The organism is Streptomyces sp. NPDC031274, from assembly GCF_055570235.1.
The window spans coordinates 12,864-38,450 of record NZ_JBVIHP010000009.1 but is presented as its reverse complement, the minus strand read 5'-3'; the positions used below and the strand labels follow the sequence as shown (position 1 = coordinate 38,450).

Below are 25,587 nucleotides of genomic sequence, written 5' to 3'. Positions count from 1 at the left end.
GCCCTGTCCCCCGCCTCTTGCCTCCCTCGCGCCCTCTCCCCTCGCGTCTACCCTTTCCAGGTGACCACTCAGGATTACGCCACGTACATCGCGGGCCTCCCGCGCATCATCGCCGGGGCCGCCGCGCTCTTCAGGGACTCCCAGGGGCGTGTGCTGCTCGTCGAGCCGAACTACCGCGAGGGGTGGGCCCTGCCCGGCGGCACCATCGAGTCCGACGAAGGCGAGACGCCGCGACAGGGGGCACGCCGCGAGACCGCCGAGGAGATCGGCCTGGACGTCGAGCTGGGCGCCCTGCTCGCGGTGGACTGGGTGCCGGGTACGGCGCGGCCTCCGCTGGTCGCCTATCTGTACGACGGCGGGGTGCTCGGCGACGACCAGCTGAAGTCGATCAGGCTCCAGGAGGACGAACTGCTCTCCTGGCGCCTTGTGGCCCGCGAGGACCTCGCGGAGTTCCTGCCGGGTGAGCTGGGGCTGCGGGTACGGGCCGGGCTCGCGGCGCTTGACGCGGGGACGGGGCCGGCGGAGCTGGAGAACGGGGTACGGGTCGGCTGAACCTCGCCGAGCCTTCAGAAGAGCGCGTCCCAAGAGCGCGTCAGAAGAAGGCGCCAGGAGAAGGCTTCAGAACAGGGCGTCCTCGCTCCCCCCGGTCGCTCCCTCGAAGGCCAGCAGCCGCTGCTTGCGGTCGAGTCCGCCGCCGTAGCCGGTCAGGGAGCCGCCCGCGCCGATCACCCGGTGGCAGGGCACGATGACCCCGATCGGATTCTTGCCGTTGGCCAGGCCGACGGCGCGCGAGGCGTTGGGCTTGCCGAGGGCGGCCGCGAGCTCGCCGTACGTACGGGTCTCGCCGTACGGGATCAGCTGGAGCTGCCGCCAGACGGTGCGCTGGAACGGTGTGCCGTCGAGGCGCATCGGCAGGTCGAACTCCGTCAACTCGCCCGTGAAGTAGGCCTCCAGCTGGCTGATCGTCTCCCCGAACGGCCCGGCGTCGCGGTCGCCGAACGTCTCCTCGGGTGGTCGGTGACGCTGCTCTGTCATGTAGAGGCCGCTGAGGGTGCCGTCGGTGGCCACGAGGGTCAGGGGGCCGTAGGGGCTGTCGATGAGGGTGTGTTGGCGGTGCATAGGTCCTCTGTCCTCTGTTCTCTGTCTCTGCGGCTCTTGTCCGCTGTCTCTGTGGCTCTTGTCCGCTGTCTCTGTGGCTCTCTCATGCCGGGATGCTGTTGATGGGATGGGCGTCGGTCGCCCACAGGTACTGGACCGCGTACGCCCGCCAGGGGCGCCAGGCCGCGGCCCGTGCGGTCAGCGCCGCCGGGGTGTGCGGGAGCCCGAGTTCCTGTGCCGCGCGGCGGATCCCGAGGTCGGTGGGGAGGAAGGCGTCGGGGTCGCCGAGTGCCCGCATCGCGATGACGTCCACCGTCCAGGGGCCGAAACCGGGCAGTTCGGTGAGCCGCGCGCGGGCCTCCTCCCAACCGCTCTCCACGCCGAGGCTGAGTGATCCGTCGGCGAGGTGGCGTACGAGCGTGGTCAGGGTGGTGCGGCGGCTGCGCGGCAGGGCGAGTGCCTCCGGGTCGAGCGCGGCGAGGGCTTCCGGTGCCGGGAAGAGGTGGGTGAGGCCGCCACCGGGGTCGTCGATCGGCTCACCGTGCGCGGCGACCAGGCGCGCGGCGTGGGTGCGGGCCGCAGCCGTGGAGACCTGCTGGCCGAGCACCGCGCGTACGGCGAACTCCGCCTCGTCCACGGTGCGCGGCACGCGGCGGCCGGGCGCCTTGGCCACCAGGGGTGCGAGCAGCGGGTCGGCGCTCAGCTGGCCGTCCACCGCGACCGGGTCCGCGTCCAGATCGAGCATCCTGCGGCACCGGCTGATGGCGATCGTGAGGTCGCGCATGTCGGTGAGGCTGAGGCGGCAGGCGATGTGGTCCGGGGTGGGAGTGAGGGCGACGACTCCGTGGCCGTACGGGAGACGGAGCGTGCGGCGGTAGGCGCCGTCGCGCCACTCCTCGACTCCCGGTACGGCGGTGGCGATGAGGTGGCCGAAGAGGTTGTCGGGGTTGAGCGGGGCGCGGAAGGGGAGGCGGAGCGAGAGGACGCCGGGCATGGCGGAAGCTGCTGCTTTCCTCCTGCTCCGCGGGGCGCGCTCCCGCAGTTCGCCGGGGGCCAGGGCGAAGACCTCGCGGACGGTGTCGTTGAAGGTGCGGATCGAGGAGAAACCCGCGGCGAAGGCGATCTCCGCCATGGGCAGGGTGGTCGTCTCGATGAGCAGGCGGGCTGTCTGGGCGCGCTGGGCCCTGGCCAGGGCGAGGGGTCCCGCGCCGAGTTCCGCGAGGAGCTGCCGTTCCACCTGGCGGGTGCTGTAGCCGAGGCGGGTGGCGAGGCCGGGGACTCCGTCGCGGTCCACCACGCCGTCCGCGATGAGGCGCATCGCGCGGGCCACGAGGTCGGCGCGCTGATTCCACTCGGGCGAGCCAGGGCTGCTGTCCGGACGGCATCGTTTGCAGGCCCGGAACCCTTCCTGCTGGCAGGCCGCCGCGCTCGGGTAGAAGGTCATGTTCTCGGGCTTCGGGGGGACAACGGGGCAGCTGGGGCGGCAGTAGATGCGGGTGGTCAGAACCGCGGTGTAGAACCACCCGTCGAACCGGGCATCCTTCGACTGCACGGCACGTACGCAGCGCTCGGCGTCGGTATGCATCGAGAGGGGCGGCGTGGTGGTGGCCGCGGCGTGCGGGTCGGTGGACATGCCTCAAGGATCGTCCACGCCGGGTGGGATGGCTGGCGAGAATCCGACATGGGCGTTGCCGCGGGGCGCTCAGGCGGTGGGGGGAAGTCTTGTTCGTCTGGAGGCAGACGCAGGGCAACCAACCCGGGTCCCGGGAGAGCGGCACACGTCAAGACAGACGGAACCTGCGCCAGACCGCCTTCGCGGCGTTGTGCCCCGACATCCCGTGCACACCGGGCCCCGGCGGCGTCGCGGACGAGCAGATGAAGACGGCCGGGTGCGCGGTGCCGTACGGAGAGAGGGAGAGCTTGGGGCGGAGCAGCAGCTGGATACCGCTCGCGGCGCCGCAGGCGATGTCACCGCCGACGTAGTTCGCGTTGCGCGTGGCCAGTGCGGCGGGCCCCGCGGTGGCGCGGGCGAGGACGCGGTCGCGGAACCCGGGAGCGAAACGCTCCAGCTGCCGCTCGATCGCGTCGGTGAGATCCCCGTCCCAGCCGTTCGGCACATGCCCGTACGCCCAGAAGACCTGCTTGCCCGCGGGCGCGCGGGAGGGGTCGACGACGCTGGGCTGCACAGTGATCAGGAACGGCGGATCGGGCGCGCGGTTCTCGCGCGAAGCGGCGCGCAGCGCGGCGCCGATCTCTGCGCTGCCTGCCCCGATCTGCACGGTCCCCGCGACCTGGGCCTCCTTCGCCGTCCAGGGGACGGGTCCGTCCAAGGCGTAATCGATCTTGAAGACGCTCGCGCCGTACCGATAGTTCTCATAGCTCCGCCCCAGACCCGCGATCCGGGCGAGGGCGGTGGGTGACGTGTCGAAGATGTACGCGCGCGCGGGCGGCAGATCGTCGAGCCGCTTGACCTCGTAGTCCGTGTGGACCGCGCCGCCGAGGTCCTTCAGATACGCGGTGAGCGCGTCCGAGATCGACTGTGAGCCGCCCCGGGCGACCGGCCAGCCGCGGGCGTGCGCGGCCAGCGCGAAGACCATGCCGACCGCGCCGGTGGCGACTCCGCCGAGCGGGGCGATGACATGGGCGACGAGCCCGGCGAACAGGGCGCGGGCCCGGTCGTCGCGGAAGCGCCGCATCAGCCAGGTGGAGGGTGGCAGGCCCGCGAGGCCGAAGCGCGCGAGGGTCACGGGGTCGCGCGGCAGGGCGGTCGACGGCAGCGCCATGAAGTCCTGGAGGAGGGTGTCCCACTTGTCGACGAAGGGCTCGATGAGGCGTCGGTACGCCCCCGCGTCACGCGGCCCGAACGAGGCGGCGGTCTCGGCGACGGACCGGGAGAGCACGGCGGCGCTTCCGTCCAAGAAGGGGTGCGCCATGGGCAGCTGCGGCTGGAGCCACTCGAGGCCATACCGGTCGAGGGGCATCGTGCGGAACACGGGCGAGTTGATGCCAAGGGGGTGTGCGGCGGAACAGGGGTCATGCCGGAACCCGGGAAGCGTCAGCTCCTCGGTCCGCGCCCCGCCGCCGACGGTGTCCTTGGCCTCGAACACGGCCACCGAGAAGCCGCGGCGGGCCAGCTCGACGGCAGCGGTCAGACCGTTCGGTCCCGCCCCCACGATGACGGCATCAAGCATCGACGGCACCTTCGGACTCCTTTGTCAGCCGATGGCCTCTGCCGCCCAGGATAGGCCGGACCACCGACAGTGCCGTGGGCGCGGGTAGCCTCTGACGGGTGACGTACTGGTTTCGCCGGGCTGACGCGGGCTCCGACGACTGGTTCGAGACGTCCGAGACGTTCGAGACGGAGGACGAGGCGATCGTCGTACGTCAGGCGTCCTTCCGCGGCCCGGACGGTTCTGCTTCCGTGGCGTCCTCGCGCTCCGAACTGGCCTGGGTTCTCGACAAGTTCGAGACGCTGGGGGCGCAGCTGTACGAGGCGAAGTACGGCGAGCTCGCGAACGGCCCCGTCAGTGTCGGGGAGCCGGTCTCCGAGGCGGATTTCGAGGCCGCGTGGCAGCGTGCCCGCCACAGCCTGAACGTCTCGGCACCGGAAACGGGTGGCCCGCTCCCTCAAGGCACCCGCCTGACCGGCACGGTCAGCGTCCTGCCGTGGGGCCCGGGGACGGTCGGGCTCTTCGTCGACCTAGGACTTCCGGTCGCCGGTTTCGTGGACATGCTGCAGCTCCCGTTCGACCCCGAGGACTGGCCGGAGGTCGGCACCGTCGCCGAGTTCGAGGTCGCCGCCGTGGCTTTCCACCTCGAGCCGCCGCGCAGTGCTCCGCAGATCAGGCTGCGGCCGACAGCAACCCCACCACCCGGTCGACGGTGGCCGCGTCCCGGCCGGCCGTGAACGGCAGCGCGTTCCCGCCCTCGATGCGGAAGGGCTCCCCGGCGGCGGTCAGATTGCAGCCCCCGGCCTCGGCGACAAGGAGCAGCCCCGCCGCGTGGTCCCAGGCGAGCTCCCAGGAGAACGCGACCGCGTCCAACTCCCCCCGGGCGATGGCCAGATACTCAAGGCCCGCCGAACCGCAGGGCCGCGGCGCGACGCCTTCCACGCGCAGGCCGAGCAGCGCGTGCTTCTGCTCCGGCGTGGTGAAGTCCGGGTGCGAGGTCGCCACTTCGATGACCTCCCCCGGTGAACCGGCCACAAGGCGCTCACCGTCCAGCCAGGCGCCCTTGCCGCGCACCGCGACGGCCATCTCGTCGAGTGCGGGGGCGTACGTCCAGGAAGCGAGCACCTCTCCGCGCCATGCCAGCGCGATCAGCATGCAGAATCCGGGGTCGCCGCGCACGAACTGCCGTGTGCCGTCGACCGGGTCGACGATCCACACCGGCGCGTCGGCGCCTATCGCCTCGTAGATCGAGGGGTCCTCGTGCACCGCTTCTTCCCCCACGACGACGGAGCCGGGGAGCAGGGTGATGAGGGCTGCCGTCAGGTGCTCCTCGGCGAGCCGGTCGGCGACGGTCACCAGGTCGTGCGGTCCGCTCTTCTGGACGACGTCGTCGTCGGCGAGCTGCCGGAACCGCGGCATGACCTCGGCCGCGGCGGCCTTGCGGAGTGCTTCTTCGACATCGGGAACGCCACGTACAAGAAAGTCTTCGATCGCTTCGATCATGTATCCATGAGAGCACGCCGGACTGACAATCCGTACGGCTCGGCTGTACGGGGGCTGGATACGAGATGAATCCCCCGTGAACTGACCCCGGGGCCCGGTCCGCGCCCCGCCCCCTCGCCCAGCAGGGCGGGCCCCGCGCCGCTGAAGTGACCATCTCCGGGCGATATGCCCTGATCATGGAACCGGCATAGGGTGCATCTCATGGCGTAACGACCTCTCCGGGGGTCACTCATCCGCCGCCCCGCCCCGAAAGGGTGACGTCCATGCACCCCTCCCTCAACCCGGCCACACTGGCCGGGCTGCGTCAGCCGCGCCCCTACCCCGCCGTCACGGTCCTGCTGCCGACCCACCGCAGGGAGCCGGACAACGCCCAGGATCCCGTGCGGCTCCGCAACCTCGTCGCCGAGGCCAAGGAGCGGCTGAAGTCCGACCCCGCCGTGGCCAGGGAGCAGCGGGCCGAGGTGGCCGCGCAGCTCGACCGGGCGGTGGCGGAGATCGATCTCGTGCACGCCGAGGAAGGGCTCGCCGTCTTCGCCGCTCCCGGGGAGCACCAGGTGTGGTCCCTTGCCAGGACGGTGCCGTCCAGGGTGGTGCTCTCGGACACCTTCCTGACGCGCAACGTCGTCGCGGCCCAGGCCGCCGAGCGCCCCTACTGGGTCCTCGCCGTCTCGGCCGACCGCGTCACGCTGTGGAGCGGCACCCCCGAGCGGGTCACCCAGCACAAGACGGACGGATTCCCGCTGACCCGGAGCCTCGACGACCCGGACGCCGAGCGCAAGGAGCGGATCGGCGACCTGCCGAGCACGTTCCGCGACGAGCAGACCCGCAAGTTCCTGCGCGAGGCGGACTCAGCGGCGGCCGGTGTGCTCCGCACCCATCCGCGCCCCTTGTTCGTGGCCGGGGAGGCCGCGGCGCTCTCCCTCATCGACGACGCCGGGACGGCCACCAAGGGAGCCACCAGGGTGCCGCACGGCGGCCTGGCCCATGGCCCGGCGCAAGCGGTGTGGCAGACGGTACGCCCCTTCCTCGTGGCCCGGGACAAGGCCGAACTCGCCTCCACGCTGCATGAGCTGGACGCGGCGCAGGGCCGACACCAGTACGCCGCCGGACTCGACGAGGTCTGGCAGAACGTCACGGCGGACCGGGTCCGCCTCCTCGCCGTGGAGGACACCTACCAGGCAACCGTGCGCGACGACGGCGGACATCTGGTGCCCGCCGGGTCCGACGATCTCGACGCGGTGGACGACGTGGTCGACGACATCGTCGAGCGGGCCCTGGACACCGGCGCCCAGGTCCGTTTCGTACCCGAAGGCACGCTCACCGACCGGGGCCGGATCGCCTGCGCCCTGAGGTACTGACACCGGCCCCCTCACGACAAGCATCAGCAGCCATCGGCAACCGGGAAAGGACCGCGCCGAATGAACCCCATGCCGCCCAACGGGAAGCGGCGCCGCGGGCCCGTGGTGTCCGCCGCCCTCACGCTCGCCGCCGCGGTGACAGCCGCCGCCCTCGTCTCGTGCAGTACCGACAGCGACGCTCCATCGGCCGAGGGCAGCCGGAAGGCCAGCGAGCGGCCGACCGCCCCCGACTCGTCGTCGTTCTCGCAGAAGACCGCCTCCCCGATGGAGTCGAAGGCCTCCGAGGCCGCCGAGTCGGCCCGCGCCTCGGCCTCCGCGGCACAGGCCTCCGCGTCGGAGCGCGCGGACGAGTTCGAGGCGTCGGTGTCGGCCGATACGGAGCGCGCCAACCAGGCCGCCGAGAACGCGCTGAAGGACGTCGACGGGCGGGGCAACGCGACATCCGACGTCTCCATGACGGGAAAGCCGCGCTCCGACACCGGTGGTGTGCTCGCCTCCGTGGTGACCTTCACCAACAGGACCGACAAGACGGCTGACTTCGCCGTGCGGGTCGACTTCCTCGACTCCTCCGGCAAGACCGTGGAGACCCGCTACGTGGGCACGGAGAACCTCGAACCGGGCAAGCGGGCCCAGCGGTACGCCATCAGCCACGAACCCCCGGAGCCGAAGCTCTCCGCGAAGCTGGTCAAGGCCCAGCGGTACTGAGCGACATCACGCGCCCACGGCACCTCAGAAGTCGACGGCGTCACGGATGAGCGGGCACGTCATGCAATGCCCGCCGCCGCGACCGCGGCCGAGTTCGGCGCCGACGATGGTGATGACCTCGACCCCCGCCTTGCGCAGCAGGGTGTTGGTCTGGGTGTTGCGGTCGTAGGTGAAGACCACGCCGGGTTCCAGGGCGACGGCGTTGTTGCCGCTGTCCCACTGCTGCCGCTCGGAGGCGTAGACGTCTCCGCCCGTCTCGATCACGCGCAGCTCGGGAAGACCGAGTGACCTCGCGACCACGTCGACGAACGCACGCGAGCCCTCGTCCGTGATCTCGATACCCGCCGCCTTGTCGCGGGGGCGCAGCGTGAAGGAGTGCACGGCGTCCATGATCTTCGGGTAGAGCGTGACGATGTCGCGGTCGGCGAAGGTGAAGACGGTGTCGAGGTGCATCGCGGCCCGCAGCTTGGGCATACCGGCGACGACGACCTGTTCGGCCGCGCCGTTCTCGAACAGCGCGGAGGCGACCTGGGTGACGGCCTGGCGCGAGGTGCGCTCGCTCATGCCCATCAGGACGACGCCGTTGCCGACGGGCATGATGTCGCCGCCCTCGAACGTCGCCTGACCCCAGTCGAGTTCGGGGTCGCCCCACCACACCGTGGCGCCGGTGAAGTCGGGGTGGAACCGGTAGACGGCCTTCATCAGGAGCGTCTCGTCGTGCCGGGCCGGCCAGTACAGCGGGTTGAGCGTGACACCCCCGTACAGCCAGCACGTCGTGTCGCGGGTGTAGAGCGTGTTCGGCAGCGGCGGCATCAGGTACTCGCGTACGCCGGTGGATTCGCGTACGAGCGCGACGTAGCCGGAGCGGAACTCGTCCGGCAGGTCCGCGGTGGCCAGGCCCCCGATGAGGTACTCGGCGAGCTGGCTGGGCTCCAGCGTCTCCAGGAAGGCGCGGGTGTTGTCGATGAGCCCGAGACCGACCTCGTTCGCGGTGATCTTCCGGTCGAGGAGCCAGTCCTTCGCCCCGGGGATCGCCATGGTCTGGGCGAGCAGGTCGTGCAGCTCGACGACCTCCACGCCGCGCTGCCGCAGCTTGATGACGAAGTCCGCGTGGTCGCGCTGGGCGTTCTCCACCCACATGACGTCGTCGAAGAGCAGGTCGTCGGCGTTGGTGGGGGTCAGCCTGCGGTGCGCGAGTCCCGGCGCGCAGACCAGCACCTTGCGCAGCCTGCCGACCTCGGAGTGGACACCGAACGTCGGGGTGGCGGGGGTGTCGAGGCTTGTCACGGTGCGCCTTTCGTCGGTCGGTGGCAACAGTGGTTCGACGGCTCGGTCAGAGGTTGAGAGGTTCGGAGGTCACGGAGGTATCGGAGGTCTCGGAGGTATCGGAGGTCTCGGAGGTTCGCAGGTTCAGAGATGGATCCAGCCCGCCGCGAGAGCGGTCACGCCCACGACGGCGCCCGCGATCGAGACCCCGCAGATGACGGCCTCGCGCGGGGAGAACAGACGCCGGTTCTGTTCCCGCCGGGCCTTGATGAACAGGAGGGTCGCGGGGGCGTAGAGGATGAAAGAGACCAGGACGAACTTGAGCCCCGCGGCATACAGCAGGAACGCCGTGTACAGCGTGGCGATCACCGCGATCACGAGTTCCCTGCGGGTGCTCTCCCCGGCGACCGCCACATCCTGGCCCTGACGGCCGGACCCGAGGGCGATCTTGACGGCGAAACCGGCCGCGAGCAGGAACGGGATGAGGCTCAGCGCGCTGGTCAGGTCGAGCGCGAAGTTGAACGCGTCGTCGGAGAACATCGTGACGATCAGGACGACCTGGCTCAGCGCGGTGGTCATGAGGAGCGCGGGGACCGGCACGTCCTCGGAGGTGGCCTTCCGCAGGAAGCGGGGCATGTCGTCGTCCTTCGCGGCGACGAAGAGCACCTCGGCGGCCATCAGCGTCCAGGCGAGGTAGGCGCCGAGCACGGAGACGATGAGTCCGACGCTGACGAAGACCGTGCCCCAGGTGCCGACGGCCTCTTCCAGGACCCCCGCCATGGAGGGCTGGCGCAGCTCGGCGATCTCGGCCATCGGCAGGATCCCGTACGAGACGATGGTGACCGAGGCGAAGACGGCGAAGACGCTGAGGAAGCCCAGGATCGTGGCCCGGCCGACGTCTTCGCGGCGCTTGGCGTGCCGGGAGTAGACGCTCGCGCCCTCGACGCCGAGGAAGACGAAGACGGTGGCCAGCATGGTGCCGCGCACCTGGTTGAACAGCGACCCCGCGTAGTCCGCGCCGCCGAAGTTGTCCGCGAACACGGACGGCTTGAAGAAGAAGAGGGCCAGGATCACGAAGACGAGGATCGGCACGATCTTGGCGACGGTCACGATCCTGTTGATCGCCGCCGCCTCCTTGACCCCGCGGCGGATCAGCAGGAAGAAGGCCCACAGGCCGAACGAGGAGAGGACGACGGCGATGAGGGTGTCGCCGTCGCCGAGGCTCGGCCAGATGGCGCCGATCGTCGACATGATGAGCACCCAGTAGGTGACGTTGCCGACGCAGGCGCTGGCCCAGTACCCGAAGGCGGAGAAGAAGCCGAGGTACTCGCCGAACCCGGCCTTGGCGTAGGCGTAGACACCGGCGTCCAGATCGGGTCTGCGGACGGCGAGGGTCTGGAAGACGAACGCGAGCATCAGCATGCCCGTACCGGCGACGGCCCAGGCGATCAGCGCGCCCGCGACCCCGGTCTCCTGGGCGAACCGGCGTGGCAGCGAGAACACTCCCGCGCCGACCATCGAGCCGACGACCATCATCGTCAGCGTCGTGAGCGTCAGTTTGACGGCCGGTGACGCGCCGACGGTGGCGGCCTTGTCACTCGCGCCTGCGTCACCCGTCTCAGCGTGGCTCATGGATTCCCCGTCAGCTCCCGTCAGGGCCGGTGCCGAGGAACGACTGACCACCCTGTGCGGGAATCTATCCCTAGTGGGTCGAGTTGTCCTGATATGAAATCGCAGACTGATGGAGTTCGCGATTCGGCATGTTCGTGATTCAGCATGTTCGTGATCGACATGTTCTTGATCGGCATGCCCGCGACTCGGCAAGGCCCGGAGGAAACACAGTGCACGGTGAGTACAAGGTCCCCGGCGGCAAGCTCGTCGTCGTGGATCTGGAGGTCGAGGACGGCGTGCTGCGGCATGTGCGGGTGGCGGGGGACTTCTTCCTCGAACCTGACGAGGCGTTCGACGCCCTGAGCCACGCGCTGGAAGGTGCCCCCGCCGACACCGACGCGGCGGGCCTCGCCGCTCGCATCGACGCGGCGCTTCCGGCGGGCTCCGTGCTCTACGGGCTCACATCGGAGGGTGTGGGTGCCGCGGTGCGCCGCGCCCTCGCGCACGCCACCGACTGGACCGACTACGACTGGCAGCTGATCCACGAGGCCCCGCAGTCCCCCGCCCTGCTCATGGCCCTGGACGAGGTGCTCACCGAGGAGGTCGCCGCCGGACGCCGCCCGCCCACGCTGCGCGTGTGGGAGTGGGAGTCCCCGGCCGTCGTCATCGGCAGCTTCCAGTCGCTGCGCAACGAAGTGGACCAGGAGGGCACCGAGCGGCACGGCGTGCAGGTGGTGCGCCGGATCAGCGGCGGCGGCGCCATGTTCTGCGAGCCGGGCAACGCCATCACGTACTCGCTCTCGGTCCCGGACTCCCTCGTGCAGGGCCTGTCCTTCGCCGACAGTTACGCCTATCTGGACGACTGGGTCCTCGAAGCCCTGGGCGATATGGGCATCAACGCCTGGTACCAACCGCTCAACGACATCGCCACCGATGCCGGGAAGGTCGCGGGTGCCGCCCAGAAGCGGGTCGCGGGCGGGCACGGCGCGGTGCTGCACCACGTGACGATGTCGTACGACATCGATGCCCAGAAGATGGTCGAGGTGCTCCGTATCGGCCGCGAAAAGCTCTCGGACAAGGGCACGAGGAGCGCGAAGAAGCGCGTGGACCCGCTGCGCCGCCAGACGGGGCTGCCCCGCGAGACCGTGATCGAGCGGATGCTCGACTCCTTCCGCGCGCGGTACGGCCTGACGGCGGGCAAGGTCACGGACGAGGAGATGGCGAGGGCGCGGGAGCTCGCCCGGACGAAGTTCAGCTCGCCGGAGTGGACGGCGCGGGTGCCGTAGGCCTGGAAGGCCTGGACGGGTCCGTGTCGTCCGCAGGCTCCCGCTGCCAGGCGGTCGTGCCGATGCGGCCGGTGTTGCCGAGGTCGATGCGGCCCTCCGGGGTCACGGTCCCGGAGCGGGCCCCCGGCATCGGCGTGACCTTCACGTAGGTGCCGCTGACGGCGGTCGTGGTCGTGTCGGTGACGGTGTTGCGCCAGACGAGCACGGTGTAGGCCGCCTCGCCCTTCTTGAGCGAGACGGGGTGGTTCGGGCCGGGGTCGTCGTCTCTGGTCATGATGGGTGCGGTGCCTTCGAGGATCTGTACGTCGAGGGGCTCGCGGTGCTCGTCGAGCACCCGCAGCTTCGGGTAGCCCTTCAGGCGGTAGACGCCCTTGCCGCAGTTGGTGAGGGTCACGCTCATCGCGCGCAGACCCATGGCAGAGCTGACGATGCCCGACTCGATGCGGACGCCGGAGGCGGGGCAGGAGGCCGAGGGCGCGACGGGCACCTCCGGCGGTCCCGTCTCGACGGTTTCGCCGGTCGGAGTGTCCGGAAGCGCCGCCGTCGGGGCGGACCGACCGTCCCCCGCACCGGACCGGTCGCTCTCCGCAGGCGCCGTCCGTCCTGGATCCCGCTCCCGCTCCAACTCCTCCGAGAGCCCACATCCGGAGGCGAGCAGGGCCACGGCCGCGAGGGCGGCGATGCGTCTCACCCGGGCGACGTGTCTGAACGGTATGACGGTCACGCGGAGATCATGCCATGGCCAGAGTTTCCCCCTTCCGGCCTCACGTTCCTGGCTTCACGAAACTTCGCCCCTTCCCTTACGGAGCCGCATTGCGGGCCGCGACGAGTCCCGACTCGTAGGCGAATACGACCAGTTGGGCCCGGTCACGGGCGCCCCTTCCCCCGCCGCTCAGTCCGCTCAGTCCGCTCAGCGCTCTCCCAGCCGCTCGGCCTTCTCCCCAGGCTGTTCGGCACGCTCCCCGGCCCGCTCAACCCTTCCCCGCTCCCCGTCCTCCTTCATCGCCTTGGTCTCGCTCTTGAGGATCCGCAGGGACTTGCCCACCGCGCGGGCGGTGTCCGGCAGCTTCTTCGAGCCGAACAGCACGATGACCACGATCCCCACGATGAGCAGATGCCAGGGTTCCAGTCCGTTACGAATCATCGTCGTCCGCCCTTCTCCGTAGATGTCTCAGCCGCCGATCGGCTGCCGGTAGCCTCAGAAAAGATTGCTACATTGCGCAACTGTACAACCATGGGGCGGGCCGGGAGGTCCCTCTCCATGAAGGCGGAACGACTCGGACGGATAGGGCGCACCCATGACAACCAGCCACCGTGCAGCTGTACGCGGCCGTCGGCGCAAGCGCAGCCGTGCGCGGCTCATGCTCTGCATCGGCCTGTCGCTCCTTGTCCTCGTGACGGCAGGTGCCGGGTGGGTGTACTTCAGGCTGAACGGCAACATCGACACCTTCGCGGCGGACGGTGTCTCCGGCGACCGGCCCGACGCGGATGCCTCCAAGGGCGAGAACGTCCTGGTCATCGGCTCGGATGCCCGCACCGACGGGAACAGCGCGCTCGGCGGCGGCGACAAGAGCGACATCGGGCGCTCCGACACCGCCTTCCTGCTGCACGTCTACGCCGACCACCGGCACGCCGTCGCCGTATCGATCCCCCGCGACACCCTCGTGGACCTCCCGCCCTGCAAGCTGCCGGACGGAAGCTGGACCAAGGAACAGTCCAACGCCATGTTCAACGCCGCGTACTCCGTCGGCGAGACCGCCAAGGGCAACCCCGCCTGCACCCAGAACACCGTCGAACACCTCACCGGACTGCGCGTCGACCACACCGTCGTCGTCGACTTCAAGGGGTTCTCGGAGCTGACGGACGTGGTGGGCGGGGTGAAGGTGTGCCTGCCGCAGGACATCTATCAACGCGACCTCAATCCCCACCGCGCCACCCGAGGAAAGCGCCTCTTCGCCGAGGGCGAGCAGGAGGTGTCGGGCCAGAAGGCCCTTGATTACGTACGCATCCGGCACGGCATCGGCGACGGCTCCGACATAGGCCGGATCAAGCGCCAGCAGGCCTTCGTCGCCAGCCTGTTGAAGAAGGTCAAGAGTGACGGCCTCACTCCCACCAAGCTGCTTCCGCTCGCGGACGCCGCAACGAATGCGATGACCGTCGACCCCGGCCTCGGCTCCGCGGACAAGCTCATCTCGTTCGTGATGTCCCTGAAGGACATCGACCTGAGCAACACCAAGTTCGTCACCATCCCCTGGCGGTACAAGGGTTCGCGGGTCGCCATCGTCCAGCCGGACGCCGACGCGCTGTGGGCGTCGCTCAAGAACGACCGCACGCTGGACGGAACGGACGCCAGCGGCAAGTCCGGCAAGTCCGGCAAGAAGAAGACGCCCTCCGGAGATGCGACGACCACCGCACCTGTCTCCGGCGACGGCGCCACCGTGGCCGTGCGGAACGGCACTACGGTCACCGGCCTCGCCGCCCGCGCCGCCGAGACCCTCACCGAACACGATTTCGAGGTCACCGGCACCTCAACGGCCGGCACTCAGGATCACGCCACCACCGTGATCGCGTACGGCCCCGGCGAGAAGGCCAAGGCCAAGTCCGTCGCCCGCCTGTTCCCCGGCGCGGAACTGGAGTCCGCGACGGCGTCCGGCCTCACCGTCACTCTCGGCCAGTCGTACGCCGACGCCCCCTCGGCCTCGCCCTCCGCATCCGGTGAGCCGGAGTCCGTCCCCTCCAAGGTCGCCGACGACGCCCGTTCCGCCGACGACAACCCGTGCTCCGACCTCTCCTACGGCTGACGACGGGTGACCAGGGGCTGGCTGCTGCTGGCTACGGCTCGACGTCCCACCGTCGCCGAGCTGCCGCGAGCGCGGCCGCGTACAGACCGAGCACCACCGCGAGCAGCAGGTAGTACGGGCCCGGCAGAGCCGTCATGCCCAGGAGTGGGCCCAGTGGCGACAGCGGGAGGAGCAGGCCGACGGCGGCAAGCGCGGCCACCGAAAGGACGACCGGGCCCGGTGTCCTGCCCTCGGCCCGGCGGCGGCCGGTGCGCAGGAGCAGCATCACCAGGCCCTGGGTCAGCAGGTTCTCGGTGAACCACCCGGAGTGGAACATCGCCTGGTCGTCCACGGCGCCGGGGCCGTGCAGGGCGAGCGCGAGGAGGATGAAGGTGGCGAGGTCGGCGAGGGCGTTGAGAGCGCCGAAGCCGGTGATGAAGCGCAGAAAGGCTCGGGGCCGCAGCACGGTGGGGCGGCGCAGGACCGCCGGGTGCGGACGCTCGTAGGCGAAGGAGAGCTGCGCGGCGTCGAAGCACAGGTTCTGCACGAGGACCTGCGCGGGAAGCATCGGCAGGAACGGCAGCAGGAGTCCCGCGCAGAGCATCCCGATGACGTTGCCGAGGTTCGAGGAGAGCGTGACGCGCAGATACGTGGCGATGTTTCCGCTGCTGTGGCGTCCCGCGAGGACCGCGTGGCCGATCGCGGTGAGGTCCTTGTCGGCGAGCACCACGTCGGCGCTCTCGCGTACGACGTCCACGGCGGCCCGCGGAGCGATGCCGACGTCGGCGGCCCGCAGCGCGGGCATGTCGTTGACCCCGTCGCCGAGAAACCCGGTGGTGTGCCCGCGGGACCGCAGCGCCTCGGTGATGCGGGCCTTGTGCTCGGGGGTGCAGCGGGCGAAAACGGTGGTGCGCCCGGCGGTGTCGGCGAGTTCCGCGTCGGTGAGGGCGTCGACACGGTCGGCGGTGAGGACTCCGCCGACGCCGATCCCCAGTTCGCGGCAGGCCCGCTCCGCCGTCCCCGGATGGTCGCCGGTGAGGATCTTGACCGTGATGCCGCTCTCCGCGAGGTCCCGCAGGGCGGTGGCGGCGGTCGGGGCGAGTGCGTCCCGCAGGGTGAGGAAGCCGTGGAAGGTCAGGCCGCGCTCGTCGGCCGGGGTGTAGTCGCGGGTGCGGGCGGGCCGCTCCGCGGTGGCGACCGCGAGGAGGCGCAGGCCGCCCTGTGCCTCCTGGGCGGCGAGGGACAGGAGCCGCTCGCGCTCGGAGTCCTCGAGCACGCAGCGTTCCAGTACGGCCTCGACCGCGCCTTTGACGACGAGCGTGTGAGTGCCGAGGCTTCCGGGGCCGCGTACGACGGCGGTCGCGAGGCGGCGTACGGGATCGAAGGGGAGCGCCGCGACGCCGTCGTACCGCATCGCCGCGTCACCGCCGTCGTCCGCGGCGTCGAGGACCGCGTCGTCGAGCGGGTCGGCGGCGGGCAGCTCGGCGAGCTGGAGTGTCCACCAGGAGTTGACCGCGGCCCAGTGCAGCGCGTCGGGGGCGGCTCGGCCGTCGGCGCCCAGGGTGCGGTCGAGGACGGGGCGGTCCTCGGTGAGCGTGCCGGTCTTGTCCAGGCACAGGACGTCGACGGCGCCGAGGTCGTGCAGCGCGGGCAGCCTTTTGACGATCACCCCGTGCGTACGGGCCAGGAGGGAGGCCCCGCGCGCCAGGCAGATGGTGACGATGACCGGCAGCATCTCCGGCGTCAGGCCGACCGCCACGGCGACCGCGAACGGCAGGGTCTCCAGGCCGCGCCCGCGCAGGGCGGCGTTGGCCATCAGGACGAGCGGCGGGGTCAGCAGCATGAACCGGATGAGGACCCAGGAGATGCCGTGCACGGAGCGGTCGAAGGCGCTCGGCCCGCGCCGCCGCCCGTGCATGCCGTGCGCGGCGGCGAACCGGGTCCGCGCCCCGGTCGCGACGACCACCGCGGTGCCGCTGCCCGAGGCGACGCTGCTGCCCTGGAAGCAGAGATGAGGCTGCTCGAAGGCTCCGTCGGGGAGCAGCGGGCCCGGTACGTCGGCGGCGGCCTTGGGCACCGGCGCCGACTCCCCGGTCAGCGCCGCCTGGCGCACGCTCAGCCCGCTCGCGCGCAGCAGTCGTACGTCGGCGGGGACGAGATCGCCGGGGCCGAGCCGCACCACGTCTCCTGGCACGAGATCCTCGACCCGGATCTCCCGCTCCTCGGGGCTCTCGTCCCGCTCCGCGCGGCGCAGCACGGTCGCGGTGGTGGCCACCAGTGCGCGCAGTGCGGTCATGGACCGGTCGGCGCGGTGCTCACCGGACGTCCGCAGCACTCCGCTGACGACGACCAGGCACAGGATCACGCAGGCGGTGCCCCAGGAGGCGACGGTGGCCGACACCAGGCCGAGGCAGAGCAGCACCGCGGTGAACGGATCCCGCAGACTGCGGCCGAAGAGCCGCGGCCATGACACCGCACGCCGGTCGGGAAGGGTGTTCTCGCCGAACCGGACTCCGCGCCGCTCGGCTTCCGCGTCGGTCAGGCCGCGCGGGCCGCTGTCCACATGGCGCAGCACCTCCAGGGAGGTGAGCCCACCGGCAGCGGCCTCAGGCGCCAAGGCCGCGGAGCCGGCGTCCGGGAGACTGCGCGGCATGATCGGCGACGTCGGCCTGGTCGACGCGGTCGGCCCGGTCGGTCAGCTGGCCGACCATCAGGCGCACCACGGTCACCACGTCCGCGTCGTCGACGAAGTAGACCTGGCGCCGGCCCTCGCGCCGGGAGCGGACGAGACCGGCGAGCTTCAGCTTGGTCAGATGCTGGCTGACCGCGGGCAGCGCACCGCCGACCCGGTCCGCGAGACCGGTCACGTCGCTCTCGCCCTGCGCGAGCGCCCACACGATGTGCAGCCGCGCGGAGGAGGCGAGCAGACCGAATGCCGCGGCCGCCTCGGCGAGGACATCGGCCGATGGATCATTGAAGCCGGTGCCGTCCACTCCGACTGCTCCGACTGCTCCGTCTGCTTCCACGGTCGTCCTCCCTCCGCGCCAGGACTCGCGCGTACGACGGTCTCGTACGCGAGGGTCCAGTCTAGGCCGCCGACCGGCCTGCCCAGGAGCCTTCGCGCCTGCCCGCCCCCATGAGCCCCACAGGAACGACCAGCGCCGTACGCCAACTACCTTGGTCCTCATGATCAATCGTGGTTCGCTGCTGCCATCGGGCGTCGGTGCAGAGGTCGGCGTGGGCATCGGTACAGGGGAGGACGAGTCGTGAGCCACGGGAACCCGCAGCCCGTTCGCGGCCATCCGGATCGCCGCCAGCCGGATCCGGAGGACGGCACGCCGCTTCCCGGTCAAGCGCGGCAACCACCGCGGAGCGGCCACATGATCGTGTGCGGTGACGACGCCCTCGCCGAACGCCTCGCCGCCGAGCTGCGCGCGGTGTACCGCGAGCGGGTGACGGTCGTCGTCCCCTCCGCCCTTCCGGCCGACGGCCCACGGTCGGGATCGGCCGGACGGGCCCGGACCACCGCCCTCCTGGGCCGGATGCAGGCCGTCATGGCGCGCGCGGCCGGTACGCCCGGCGGCGCGGACGGGGCGGCGCGGCCCGAAGTCCCCCGTGTCCTGGAGGCGCCGGAGCCCGACGAGGCGGCCCTCGTGGAAGCGGGCGTCCACGACGCCGCCGCCCTTGCCCTCGTGTACGACGACGACGAGACCAACATCCGCGCCGCCCTCGTCTCCCGCCGTCTCAACCCCCGCCTGCGGATCGTGATCCGGCTCTACAACCGCAAGCTGGGCCAGCACCTGGAAGATCTCCTCGACCAGGCCGCCTCGGTCGCCTTCCCCGGCCTGGACCCGGCCGAGGTGAACGCCTCCACCACCGTCCTCTCCGACGCCGACACTGCGGCCCCCGCCCTGGCGGCCACCGCCGTCGCGGGAACCAGCAAGGTCGTCCAGGCCGACGGACTGCTCCTGCGCGCCGTGGAACGCGACCCGCAGGGCCGCGAAGCGACGGCCGACCCCGGCCTGTGCACGCTCGCCGTGCTCTCGTCGACCACCAACGACCCCGCGGGCTCGGAGGGTTCGGACGACTGCGGCCAGGACGGGCCCCTGCTGCTGCCCGACGACAGCACCGTCAGCTCCTCCACGGGCAGGGGAACGGTGGTCCTCAAGGCCGTCTCGTACGCCGGGTCCGACCGGTCGACCGGCCGCCTGGCCGCGCGCGGGCTTCCGTTCGGTTCGCTCTTCTCGCCCCGTCTGCGCTGGTCGGTGGCCGGGCTCATGGCCTGTGTGCTCGGCCTGGCGGTGGCGAACTGGCTGACCAGCAATGCCCACCCGCTGGCCGCCGCCTATCTGACCCTGCTCGACCTGTTCGCCATCGACGACCCCGCGATCGGCGAATCCACCGCCCGCCAGGTGCTTCAACTCCTCTCCGGTCTGGCCGGGTTGCTCCTCCTGCCGGTGCTGTTCGCCGCCGTCCTGGAGGCCCTCGGCACCTTCCGCACGGCCTCTTCCCTGCGCCGTCCACCGCGCGGCCTCTCCGGCCACGTGGTCCTGCTCGGCCTCGGCAAGATCGGCACCCGCGTCCTGGCCCGTCTGCGTGAACTCGGCATCCCCGTCGTGTGCGTGGAGGAGGACCCCGAGGCGCGCGGCATCCCGCTCGCCCGCCGCCTGCGCGTGCCCACGGTCGTCGGCGACGTCACGGACGAAGGTGTCCTGGAAGCCGCCAAGATCCACCGCGCACACGCGCTGCTCGCCCTCACCAGCGTCGACACGACGAATCTCGAAGCCGCCCTGTACGCCCGCTCGATCAAGCCCAATGTCCGCGTGGCCCTTCGGCTGTACGACGACACGTTCGCCACCGCCGTCTACCGCACCCTGCGCACCGCCCACCCGCAGGCCCTCACGCGCAGCCGCAGCGTCTCCACCCTCGCCGCCCCCGCCTTCGCGGGAGCCATGATGGGGCGGCAGATCCTGGGCGCGATCCCCGTCGAGCGGCGGGTGCTCCTGTTCGCCGCCCTCGACGTCGCAGGCCACCGTCAGCTGGAGGGACGGACCATCGCCGAATCGTTCCGGCCCGGCGTGTGGCGGGTCATCGCCCTGGATTCCACCGCACCGGACGAGCGGCTCCCCGACCTGACGGCCGCCCGGACCGACGAGGACACCGACCGCCCCGCGGGCCTCGTCTGGGACCTCCACCCCGGATACGTACTGCGCCCCCAGGACCGCGTCGTCCTGGCCGCGACGCGCCAGGGCCTGGCGGAACTCCTCGGTCGACGTGCCCGGAGCCGGACCGGCTGAGGCGGAACACGGACCGGCGCACGGGCCGGAACACGGACCGGCATGAAAGAAGGCTGATCATTGCCGGATCGTGGCAATGTGCGCGATCTCCCCCGCATGCGACGATCCCGACCACACCGAGACATCCGGCAAGTTGGGGAGGTGCTCCGGTGACTGTCTTCCTGGGCCTTGGCATCGCGGGAATCGCACTGCTGGTCTTCTCCCTCGTCTTCGGCGGGGTTCTTGAAGGACTCTTCGACGGCATCGGAGTCCTCGACGGGCTCTTCGAGGGGCTGCTGTCCCTTCCCGTCATCGCGGGGTTCGTGTCCATGCTCGGCTTCGGCGGCGCGATCGTGCTCGGCACGACCGGGCTCGGCGCGGGCGGTGCCACCACTGTCGGAGCCGTCGTCGGCGTGGCAGCGGCCTTACTGACCTGGAAGTTCAGCCGTGCCCTGATGCGGGATCAGACCGCGGCCACTCCACGGGGCGACGACCTCGTGGGCACCGCGGGAGCCGTGGTCACCGCGATCCCCGTCGACGGGTACGGCGAGGTGCTGCTCCAACTGGGCGGTCAGCCAGTGAAGTTCTCCGCAAGGAGCGCCGTGGCCGTCACCCGCGGCACGGAGATCTGGGTGGAGTCGGCGCTTTCGCCGACATCGGTCGCGGTCCGCCCCGTGCAGCGCTGAGCACCGCTCGCGCCCACGCCCACACCCGGCCCCACGTACCACATCACCGATCTGCCGCCCTGAGGGAGGCAGGGGGGAATTCACCATGAGTCCAGTTCTGATCGCCGTCATCGGAGTCGTCGTACTCCTCGTACTGCTCGCACTCGTCGTCGTGACCCGCTACAAGGTCGCCGGGCCCAGCGAGGCCTTCATCGTGACGGGGCGGCGCGGCAAGAAGTCCACCGATCCCGACACCGGCCGCATCGTCATCGACAACAGCGGCCAGAAGGTCGTGGTCGGCGGCGGCGTCTTCGTCGTGCCGTTCGTCCAGCAGAAGTTCACGCTCGAACTCTCATCGCGGCACATCCCCATCGCGGTGCGCGGCGCTGTCACTCTGCGCGGGGTGAAGGCCAACCTGGAGGGCGTCGCGATCGTCAAGGTCGGCGGCACCGAGGACTCCATACGCGCCGCGGCCCAACGCTTCCTCGCCCAGCAGGGCGGGATCGTCGGCTTCACCCAGGAAGTGCTCTCCGGCGCGCTGCGCTCCATCGTGGGCCGGATGTCGGTGGAGGACATCATCCGCGACCGGGCCGCCTTCGCCGGTCAGGTCGCCGAGGAGGCCGAGGCGAGCCTGTCCGGCCAGGGCCTGGTTCTCGACGCCTTCCAGATTCAGGACATCACCACCGAGGGCTCCTACCTGGAGGACCTGGGCCGCCCCGAGGCGGCCCGTGCCCGGCAGGAGGCGGACATCGCCGAGGCCGTCGCCCGCCGCGCCGCCGAGCAGGCCCGGCTGAAGGCCGAGGAGGAGATCGCCGTCGCCCAGCGGACGTTCTACCTCAAGCAGGCCGAGATCAAGGCCGAGACAGACGAGGCGGCCGCCCGTGCCGGGGCCGCGGGACCGCTCGCCGAGGCCGCCCGCCAGCAGGAGGTCCTCACCGAGCAGGAGAAGGTCGCCCAGCGGCAGGCCGCGCTGACCGACCGCGAGCTCGACACCAAGATCCGCAAGCCCGCCGACGCCGCCCGCTACCAGGCGGAGCAGGAGGCGGAGTCCCGCCGCGTCTCCCTGGTCAAGCAGGCGGAGGCCGACGCCGACCGGGCGCGTCTGACCGGTGAGGGCGAGAAGGCCCAGCGTGCCGCGCTCGCCGACGCCGTACGCCTGGAGGGCGAGGCCGATGCCGCCGCGATCGGCGCCAAGGGTGCCGCCGAGGCGGAGGCGATGCGCAAGAAGGCCGACGCGTTCGCCCAGTACGGCGACGCGGCGGTGCTGCAGATGCTCGTCGAGGTCCTGCCCAACGTGGTGGCCAAGGCGTCCGAACCGCTCAGCGCGATCGACAAGATGACCGTGATCTCCACGGACGGCGCGGGCCAGCTCTCCCGTACGGTCGCCGACAACGTCGCCCAGGGCGTCGAACTCCTCAGCTCCACCACGGGCGTCGACGTCGCCGAACTCCTCAAGAACATCACCGGCGGCAAGTCCCCCGAACCCGCGAGCACGGCCCCCGCCAAGCACAACGGAAAGATCGACGTCACCGACTGACCCTCATGCCGGCCCCCTCACAGGGAGGTGGCCGGCCAGCCGAGGAGCCGCGCGCCGATGACCGCCGTCTGCAGGGTGTAGCGGTCCAGCGGGTCGGCGGGGTCGGACCCCGTGAGGGTGCGGATGCGCTCCAGGCGGTACGTCAGAGCTCTTACGCTCAGCGACAGTTGCCGCGCCGCCTGGGCCGCCACGCACCCTGTGTCGAAGTAGGCGAACAGGGTCTCAAGGAGGGGAACCGCTCCACCCCGCGCCTCTTCCAGCGGGCCGAGCGTGTTGAGCACCAGGTCCACCAGTGCCTGCCGGTCACGGGCGAGGACGGGGAAGACAAGGAGGTCGGCGGCGCGCAGCACGGGCTCGTCGAAGCCCATGCGCGTCGCGAGCTCCAGGGTGCTCACGGCTTCTTCGTAGCTGTGGGCGATACCCGCCGCCCCGGGCTTCGGCCGCCCGATGGCGATGCGGCCGCCGTCGGTGGCGGCGTGCGCCCGCTTGGCGAAATAGGTGAGCACCTCGTCCTGGCCGGCGGGGGCGATACACACGAGGCGGCCGTCCTTGGTGGTGAGCAGGATGTCGCGGTCGCCGAAGCGGCCGACCAGTTCGCTCTCCACGTCCCGCGCCACGGGATCGGTCTCGTCGTAGGGAGAAAGGCCCTCCGCCACGGCCACGGCGTGCGCGTGGGACAGCCTGAGACCGAATCGCTCGGCACGTGCGGAGAGGCGGCCCAAGTCCCCACGTCCGTACAGCAGATCGTCGATCAACTCGCGCCGGGCGACCTCCTCCTGACGTACGACCTGGCGCTGTGCGTGTTCGTAGCCTTCGGCGAAGGCGTCGATGGCCTGCTCGGCGGTGGCGAGCAGGTGGTCCGGGTCGCCGGTCGCGGGACGGTGGAGCCGGGTGGCGTTGAGGTGTTCGCGTATGAGGCCGCGCCACGCGTATCCGGCGTTGGCGGCCTGCGCGCCGAGCGCCCGGCGCGACGTCAGTTCCTCGCGGGTCAGACGGCGGCCGGTCGCTGCCGCCCCGGTGAGTATGTCGGCGTAGCCGTGGAGGAGTTGCTCGGGAATCTCCTGGGTGGTCATCTGCTCTCCCTCGTCGGGTCGATGGCCTACGGCCCGGCGCGGGTCGCCGAAAGCGCGGCGGCTCGCCGGCAGGAGGCGGACACGGCAGCGCGACACGGGCGCGCGACACTCATGCCGTCGGGCATGGGGGATGACAACAACTGGGCGCGGGACGTACGGAGTCGAGACTCCGGATGCGTCAGCGGCGCGGGCTGCTCGTCGTGGTGCCGTCGGTATCAGGCACGCTGTCGCGGGGCGTGTTGTCGACGCGTACGACCCTGGCGGCACGCACCTCGGCGCCGTCACGGGAGGTACCGGTCACGGGGATCCAGGCGGCGCGAACACTGCGACCCATCTCCTGCCCCACCCCATCCGACCGTCGGCGATCACCGTCGCCCGCTTGAATATTGAGCAACCTTGTGCTCAAGAGAGCACCTTGGCTCACTTCGTTAGTTTACCGCACGACAAAGAGAGCAAAGTACCTTTCGCGCGATATAAGAAGTGAAACCGGCGCCGAAGCGGAGCCGGGTGCGTCAGTCGTCAGCACGTCGTCCAGGGCCGCAGCTTCTCGGGGTTCCGTACCGCCCAGCAGCGCTTGATCCTGTCGCCTGCGATCTCGAAGGCCATCACCGACGTGGTGACGCCGCCGTGCTGGACCACCAGGCCGGGCCGCCCGTTGACCGTGCGCTCCAGGATCGTCTGGGTGGGCACCATGCCGGTGACGGCCACCAAGTAGCGCGCGATCTCCTCGGCTCCCACGACGGGGTGGGGCGCGGCGTTGACCAGGCCTCCGCCATCGGCGAGCGCCGTGGCGTCGGGGTCGAGGAGACCGATGAGCGCCTCGATGTCCTTGGCCTCCCACGCCTGCTTGAAGTCCCTGACGACGGCGGCGCGGCGGGCCGCCGGACGCTCGGGAGCGTGCGCGGCACGAATGCGGCGGCGCGCCGATGAGGCCAGCTGACGGCATGCCGCCGGGCTCCGGCCGACGATCTCGGCCACTTCGGCGAAGGAGTAGCGAAAGACGTCGTGCAGGATGAACGCGACGCGCTCGGCCGGGGTCATCGATTCCAGGACGACGAGGAACGCCATGTCGACCGACTCGTCGAGGGTGACCCGGTCGGCCGGGTCGGCGGTCGTAGCGCCCCGCCGCCCGGCGACCCACTCGGTGCGATCGGGCAGCGGCTCCGGGATCCACTCGCCCACGTAGCTCTCGCGCCGGGCCCGTGCCGAGCGGAGCTGGTCGAGGCAGATGTGAGTGGCGACCTTCGTCAGCCAGCCACCGGGGGACGCGATGGACTCCCGCTGCTGCGGGGACATGGCGTACCAGCGCGTGTAGGCCTCCTGCACGACGTCCTCGGCGTCGGTCAGAGAGCCGAGGAGCCGGTACGCGAGATTGATCAGCTGCCGCCGCTCACTCATGATCGCGCTCAGGCTCGGGTCGAGCCGTCCGTCTCCGGGCTCCAACTGGGACCTCATGGTGTCGCCGCTCCCTTTGCCGCAGGTGTCTTCACCACTACGACGAGACAGCCGCCCGGAATGTGACGTCGGGACGCCGCCTCACATTTCCGATGGCTGCCTCGTCGTGATGGTGGGAACGAACACGATCCCGCGAACAGGCCTTCCGCCTCTCCGGTGGAACGGCCGGACATCAAAAGGGAGATCATTGTGCAAGCCCGCATCAACTTCCACACCAACCCCGTCTCGGCCAAGGTCGTCAAGCACCTCGCCGCGGCGGGGCAGGGCATGGATGCGTCCCTGCCGCCCGCGACGCCGGAACTGGTCGCGCTCCGCGTCAGCCAGATCAACGGCTGCGGATACTGCGTCGACATGCACACCAAGGACGCGACGCATGCCGGTGAGAGCGCGCAGCGTCTGAACCTCGTGGCGACCTGGCGGGAGGCGACGGTGTTCACCGACGCCGAACGGGCCGCCCTGGAGCTGGCGGAGCAGGGCACACGCATAGCCGACGCTGCGGGCGGTGTCAGCGACGAGGCCTGGCAGAACGCCGCCGAGCACTACGACGAGGACCAGCTCGCCGCCCTGGTGTCGATCATCGCCGTTCTCAACGCCTTCAACCGTCTGAACGTCCTCACCCAGCAGCCTGCGGGCGACTACAAGCCCGGCCAGTTCGGATGACCCGCCGGCTCGGGTGAGAGGACCCGGCGGAGCGGACGCGAGGCACGGCGGCTGGAGTCCCGGCGCCGGGGACCGGGACTCCCACCCCCCCCCGGCCGCACCCCCACCACCCCCGGACCCCCCCCCCCCCCCCCCCTTTCCCCC

At 71.0% G+C, this 25,587-nt stretch carries 23 protein-coding genes and 1 pseudogene; 10 read left to right on the top strand and 14 right to left on the bottom strand.

The genetic code is table 11. The annotated features are described in order from the left end of the window. Nucleotides 1-60 precede the first annotated feature (60 nt). Nucleotides 61-552, top strand: a complete 492-nt coding sequence (locus ACZ5CR_RS16405) for an NUDIX domain-containing protein (protein WP_468857881.1) — start codon at nt 61-63, stop codon at nt 550-552. 66 nt (nt 553-618) lie between these two features. On the opposite strand, the gene ACZ5CR_RS16400 is transcribed toward ACZ5CR_RS16405, so the two are convergent. From ACZ5CR_RS16400 to ACZ5CR_RS16390, 3 genes are all read right to left on the bottom strand, one after another. Beyond that, the gene (locus ACZ5CR_RS16400) at nt 619-1,119 is read right to left on the bottom strand and encodes a methylated-DNA--[protein]-cysteine S-methyltransferase (protein WP_468857879.1); all 501 of its coding nucleotides are present in this window, start codon (nt 1,117-1,119) and stop codon (nt 619-621) included. An 82-nt stretch (nt 1,120-1,201) separates the two neighbouring features. Continuing rightward, complete coding sequence (locus ACZ5CR_RS16395; protein WP_468858224.1) at nt 1,202-2,683, bottom strand: AlkA N-terminal domain-containing protein; 1,482 nt, start codon at nt 2,681-2,683, stop codon at nt 1,202-1,204. A gap of 196 nt (nt 2,684-2,879) precedes the next feature. Next, nucleotides 2,880-4,289 carry a phytoene desaturase family protein gene (locus ACZ5CR_RS16390; RefSeq protein ID WP_468858222.1) on the bottom strand — a complete coding sequence of 470 codons (1,410 nt, stop codon included), beginning with the start codon at nt 4,287-4,289 and terminating at the stop codon, nt 2,880-2,882. A gap of 98 nt (nt 4,290-4,387) precedes the next feature. Here ACZ5CR_RS16390 and ACZ5CR_RS16385 point away from each other — a divergent pair, with 98 nt between their 5' ends. Continuing rightward, complete coding sequence (locus ACZ5CR_RS16385) at nt 4,388-5,005, top strand: hypothetical protein (RefSeq protein WP_468857877.1); 618 nt, start codon at nt 4,388-4,390, stop codon at nt 5,003-5,005. Here the strand turns inward: ACZ5CR_RS16385 and ACZ5CR_RS16380 are convergent. Beyond that, on the bottom strand, nt 4,941-5,771 hold the full coding sequence (locus tag ACZ5CR_RS16380; RefSeq protein ID WP_468857875.1) for an inositol monophosphatase family protein: 831 nt from the start codon (nt 5,769-5,771) through the stop codon (nt 4,941-4,943). The two genes, ACZ5CR_RS16385 and ACZ5CR_RS16380, sit on opposite strands and share 65 nt — an antisense overlap. Nucleotides 5,772-6,034: 263 nt before the next feature. Between ACZ5CR_RS16380 and ACZ5CR_RS16375 the strand changes: the two genes are divergently transcribed. Next, nucleotides 6,035-7,129, top strand: coding sequence for a baeRF3 domain-containing protein (locus tag ACZ5CR_RS16375; RefSeq protein WP_468857873.1), 1,095 nt, complete (start codon nt 6,035-6,037; stop codon nt 7,127-7,129). A 60-nt stretch (nt 7,130-7,189) separates the two neighbouring features. Then, the gene (locus tag ACZ5CR_RS16370) at nt 7,190-7,834 is read left to right on the top strand and encodes a hypothetical protein (protein WP_468857871.1); all 645 of its coding nucleotides are present in this window, start codon (nt 7,190-7,192) and stop codon (nt 7,832-7,834) included. Nucleotides 7,835-7,858: 24 nt separating this feature from the next. Here the strand turns inward: ACZ5CR_RS16370 and ACZ5CR_RS16365 are convergent, their stop codons facing one another. Both ACZ5CR_RS16365 and ACZ5CR_RS16360 read right to left on the bottom strand, forming a co-directional pair. Beyond that, nucleotides 7,859-9,121, bottom strand: coding sequence for an arginine deiminase (locus ACZ5CR_RS16365; protein WP_468857869.1), 1,263 nt, complete (start codon nt 9,119-9,121; stop codon nt 7,859-7,861). Nucleotides 9,122-9,244: 123 nt separating this feature from the next. Further along, the gene (locus ACZ5CR_RS16360) at nt 9,245-10,732 is read right to left on the bottom strand and encodes a basic amino acid/polyamine antiporter (RefSeq protein WP_468857867.1); all 1,488 of its coding nucleotides are present in this window, start codon (nt 10,730-10,732) and stop codon (nt 9,245-9,247) included. A 209-nt stretch (nt 10,733-10,941) separates the two neighbouring features. On the opposite strand from ACZ5CR_RS16360, the gene ACZ5CR_RS16355 reads away from it, so the two are divergent. Further along, the gene (locus ACZ5CR_RS16355) at nt 10,942-11,997 is read left to right on the top strand and encodes a lipoyl protein ligase domain-containing protein (RefSeq protein ID WP_468857866.1); all 1,056 of its coding nucleotides are present in this window, start codon (nt 10,942-10,944) and stop codon (nt 11,995-11,997) included. On the opposite strand, the gene ACZ5CR_RS16350 is transcribed toward ACZ5CR_RS16355, so the two are convergent. From ACZ5CR_RS16350 to tatA, 3 genes and pseudogenes are all read right to left on the bottom strand, one after another. Further along, entirely contained in the window at nt 11,963-12,721 is a 759-nt protein-coding gene (locus ACZ5CR_RS16350) for a DUF4232 domain-containing protein (protein ID WP_468857865.1), read from the bottom strand. The two genes, ACZ5CR_RS16355 and ACZ5CR_RS16350, sit on opposite strands and share 35 nt — an antisense overlap. A gap of 76 nt (nt 12,722-12,797) precedes the next feature. Further along, a pseudogene (locus ACZ5CR_RS16345) lies at nt 12,798-12,875 on the bottom strand (DNA-binding response regulator); the annotation flags it as partial. A 32-nt stretch (nt 12,876-12,907) separates the two neighbouring features. Continuing rightward, nucleotides 12,908-13,141 (bottom strand): Sec-independent protein translocase subunit TatA, encoded by a 234-nt coding sequence (gene tatA / locus ACZ5CR_RS16340; RefSeq protein WP_468857863.1) that lies wholly within the window; start codon nt 13,139-13,141, stop codon nt 12,908-12,910. A gap of 154 nt (nt 13,142-13,295) precedes the next feature. On the opposite strand from tatA, the gene ACZ5CR_RS16335 reads away from it, so the two are divergent. Further along, nucleotides 13,296-14,798, top strand: a complete 1,503-nt coding sequence (locus ACZ5CR_RS16335) for an LCP family protein (RefSeq protein WP_468857862.1) — start codon at nt 13,296-13,298, stop codon at nt 14,796-14,798. A gap of 31 nt (nt 14,799-14,829) precedes the next feature. Here the strand turns inward: ACZ5CR_RS16335 and mgtA are convergent, their stop codons facing one another. Both mgtA and ACZ5CR_RS16325 read right to left on the bottom strand, forming a co-directional pair. Further along, nucleotides 14,830-17,430: a magnesium-translocating P-type ATPase gene (mgtA, locus tag ACZ5CR_RS16330; protein ID WP_468857860.1), complete on the bottom strand. Its 2,601-nt coding sequence runs from the start codon at nt 17,428-17,430 to the stop codon at nt 14,830-14,832. Further along, entirely contained in the window at nt 17,384-17,803 is a 420-nt protein-coding gene (locus ACZ5CR_RS16325) for an ArsR/SmtB family transcription factor (RefSeq protein ID WP_468857858.1), read from the bottom strand. Before ACZ5CR_RS16325 ends, mgtA begins: the two co-directional genes overlap by 47 nt. Nucleotides 17,804-18,157: 354 nt before the next feature. On the opposite strand from ACZ5CR_RS16325, the gene ACZ5CR_RS16320 reads away from it, so the two are divergent. The 3 genes from ACZ5CR_RS16320 (at nt 18,158) to ACZ5CR_RS16310 (ending at nt 22,255) form a co-directional block, all read left to right on the top strand. Next, nucleotides 18,158-20,074, top strand: coding sequence for an NAD-binding protein (locus ACZ5CR_RS16320; protein ID WP_468857856.1), 1,917 nt, complete (start codon nt 18,158-18,160; stop codon nt 20,072-20,074). A gap of 149 nt (nt 20,075-20,223) precedes the next feature. Further along, entirely contained in the window at nt 20,224-20,739 is a 516-nt protein-coding gene (locus tag ACZ5CR_RS16315; protein ID WP_468857854.1) for a hypothetical protein, read from the top strand. 85 nt (nt 20,740-20,824) lie between these two features. After that, entirely contained in the window at nt 20,825-22,255 is a 1,431-nt protein-coding gene (locus tag ACZ5CR_RS16310) for a flotillin family protein (RefSeq protein WP_468857852.1), read from the top strand. Between the two features lie 17 nt (nt 22,256-22,272). Here ACZ5CR_RS16310 and ACZ5CR_RS16305 read toward each other — a convergent pair whose 3' ends face one another. The 3 genes from ACZ5CR_RS16305 to sigJ all read right to left on the bottom strand — a co-directional run bounded on the left by ACZ5CR_RS16305 (nt 22,273) and on the right by sigJ (nt 24,783). Continuing rightward, nucleotides 22,273-23,328 (bottom strand): PucR family transcriptional regulator, encoded by a 1,056-nt coding sequence (locus ACZ5CR_RS16305; RefSeq protein WP_468857850.1) that lies wholly within the window; start codon nt 23,326-23,328, stop codon nt 22,273-22,275. Nucleotides 23,329-23,506: 178 nt separating this feature from the next. Next, complete coding sequence (locus ACZ5CR_RS16300; protein WP_468857848.1) at nt 23,507-23,662, bottom strand: hypothetical protein; 156 nt, start codon at nt 23,660-23,662, stop codon at nt 23,507-23,509. Between the two features lie 185 nt (nt 23,663-23,847). Then, on the bottom strand, nt 23,848-24,783 hold the full coding sequence (gene sigJ / locus ACZ5CR_RS16295; protein WP_468857846.1) for an RNA polymerase sigma factor SigJ: 936 nt from the start codon (nt 24,781-24,783) through the stop codon (nt 23,848-23,850). A 189-nt stretch (nt 24,784-24,972) separates the two neighbouring features. Here sigJ and ACZ5CR_RS16290 point away from each other — a divergent pair, with 189 nt between their 5' ends. Further along, entirely contained in the window at nt 24,973-25,443 is a 471-nt protein-coding gene (locus tag ACZ5CR_RS16290) for a carboxymuconolactone decarboxylase family protein (RefSeq protein ID WP_468857845.1), read from the top strand. The last annotated feature ends 144 nt before the right edge of the window (nt 25,444-25,587 follow it).

Coding starts and splice junctions, on each gene's coding strand:
- ACZ5CR_RS16400 (WP_468857879.1), bottom strand. CDS start 1,119: ATGCACCGCCAACACACCCTCATCGACAGCCCCTACGGCCCCCTGACC.
- ACZ5CR_RS16395 (WP_468858224.1), bottom strand. CDS start 2,683: ATGCATACCGACGCCGAGCGCTGCGTACGTGCCGTGCAGTCGAAGGAT.
- ACZ5CR_RS16390 (WP_468858222.1), bottom strand. CDS start 4,289: ATGCTTGATGCCGTCATCGTGGGGGCGGGACCGAACGGTCTGACCGCT.
- ACZ5CR_RS16380 (WP_468857875.1), bottom strand. CDS start 5,771: ATGATCGAAGCGATCGAAGACTTTCTTGTACGTGGCGTTCCCGATGTC.
- ACZ5CR_RS16375 (WP_468857873.1), top strand. CDS start 6,035: ATGCACCCCTCCCTCAACCCGGCCACACTGGCCGGGCTGCGTCAGCCG.
- ACZ5CR_RS16370 (WP_468857871.1), top strand. CDS start 7,190: ATGAACCCCATGCCGCCCAACGGGAAGCGGCGCCGCGGGCCCGTGGTG.
- ACZ5CR_RS16360 (WP_468857867.1), bottom strand. CDS start 10,732: ATGAGCCACGCTGAGACGGGTGACGCAGGCGCGAGTGACAAGGCCGCC.
- tatA (WP_468857863.1), bottom strand. CDS start 13,141: ATGATTCGTAACGGACTGGAACCCTGGCATCTGCTCATCGTGGGGATC.
- ACZ5CR_RS16335 (WP_468857862.1), top strand. CDS start 13,296: ATGACAACCAGCCACCGTGCAGCTGTACGCGGCCGTCGGCGCAAGCGC.
- mgtA (WP_468857860.1), bottom strand. CDS start 17,430: ATGCCGCGCAGTCTCCCGGACGCCGGCTCCGCGGCCTTGGCGCCTGAG.
- ACZ5CR_RS16320 (WP_468857856.1), top strand. CDS start 18,158: ATGATCGTGTGCGGTGACGACGCCCTCGCCGAACGCCTCGCCGCCGAG.
- ACZ5CR_RS16310 (WP_468857852.1), top strand. CDS start 20,825: ATGAGTCCAGTTCTGATCGCCGTCATCGGAGTCGTCGTACTCCTCGTA.
- ACZ5CR_RS16305 (WP_468857850.1), bottom strand. CDS start 23,328: ATGACCACCCAGGAGATTCCCGAGCAACTCCTCCACGGCTACGCCGAC.
- ACZ5CR_RS16300 (WP_468857848.1), bottom strand. CDS start 23,662: ATGGGTCGCAGTGTTCGCGCCGCCTGGATCCCCGTGACCGGTACCTCC.
- sigJ (WP_468857846.1), bottom strand. CDS start 24,783: ATGAGGTCCCAGTTGGAGCCCGGAGACGGACGGCTCGACCCGAGCCTG.